Consider the following 1,491-nt stretch of genomic DNA (forward strand, 5'->3'; position numbering starts at 1 on the left):
GGACGCGGCCGGCGCCGGGGTCGTCGTCCGCGACGGCGCCAACCCGCTGCTGCGCCGCCTCTCCGTCACGGCCGCGGCCGGGCACGGCGTCGAGGTGCTGCGCGACGGGCGCGGCCGGATCGAGGACGCCACCGTCGTCGACTCGGGCCGGGACGGGGTGCGGATCGAGGACGGCGCGAACACCTACGTCGGCGGCAGCACCGTGCGCGGCAGCAAGGGCTGCGGGATCTCGGTCGGCGCCGAGGGCGTCGCGACGCTGCGCGACGTCGAGGCCGAGGACAATGCGCACGACGGCGTGAGCGTCGAGCACGACGGCGAACTGACCGCCACCCGGGCCGGACTGCGGGCCAACCGGCGCCACGGCCTCCACCTCCTGCCCGGCGCCCGGGCGACCCTGACGGGCTGCCGGATGACCGGCAACGGCGTGGACGGCGTCCGTTCGGAGTCCGCGGAGCCCGTCCGGCTGACCGACTGCGTGGTCGCCGAGAACGAGGGCGCGGGACTCCGGCAGACCGAGCCGACCGACCGGCTCGCCGTCGAGCACCTGGACAGCCGCGACAACCGCTCCGGGGACGCCCACGGCACGGCCACCGCCGAGACGGCCCCGGCGGCCGCGGAGGTCACTCCGGACGGACCGGACGGACCGGCCGGCGCGGCCGCGGCCCCGGTGAAGGAGCAGGGCCCGCAGGCCGTCCTGCAGACCCTCGTCGGCCTGGAGGGCGTCAAGGACCAGGTCGCCACGCTCGTCAACCTCAACAAGCTCGCCCGCCGCCGCGAACAGGCCGGCCTGCCCTCCCTCCCGATGAGCCGCCACCTCGTCTTCGCCGGCCCGCCCGGGACCGGCAAGACCACCGTCGCCCGCCTCTACGGCGCGATCCTCGCCGAACTCGGCGTGCTGCGCAGCGGGCACCTCACCGAGGTCGCGCGGGCCGACCTGGTCGCGTCCATCATCGGCGGCACCGCGCTCAAGACCACCGAGGTGGTCAAGGAGGCACTGGGCGGGGTGCTGTTCATCGACGAGGCCTACACGCTCTCCGCCGGATCGGGCGGCAGCGGCCCGGACTTCGGCCGCGAGGCGATCGACACCCTCGTCAAGCTCATGGAGGACCACCGCGACGACCTCGTGGTGATCGTCGCCGGGTACGAGGACGAGATCCGCGAGTTCCTGGCCTCCAACCCGGGCCTCGCCTCCCGCTTCAGCCGCACCGTCGAGTTCGAGAACTACAGCGACGACGAGCTCACCACCATCGTCGAGCGGGCCGCCGCGAGCCACGGCTACGAACTCGACGAGGGCACGCGCGAGGCGCTCGCCCTCCACTTCGAACGGATGCCCAAGGGGCCGGACTTCGGCAACGGGCGGGCGGCGCGCAAGGTGTTCGAGGAGATGGTCGACCGGCAGGCCGGGCGGCTCGCGGAACTGGAGCACTTCGACAACGCCGACCTCACCTTGCTCCTGCCGGCCGACGTCACCGAGGAGGCCAGCGGCCTGGC

Annotated in this window: 1 protein-coding gene; it reads left to right on the forward strand. The window is 74.4% G+C overall.

From position 1 onward, the window contains the following. Positions 1-1,491 (forward strand): right-handed parallel beta-helix repeat-containing protein (locus tag AB0O00_RS39115; protein ID WP_363659435.1); only part of this gene is annotated, 1,491 nt, incomplete at both ends.

Source organism: Kitasatospora sp. NPDC093558 (assembly GCF_040683475.1).
Taxonomy (GTDB): domain Bacteria; phylum Actinomycetota; class Actinomycetes; order Streptomycetales; family Streptomycetaceae; genus Kitasatospora.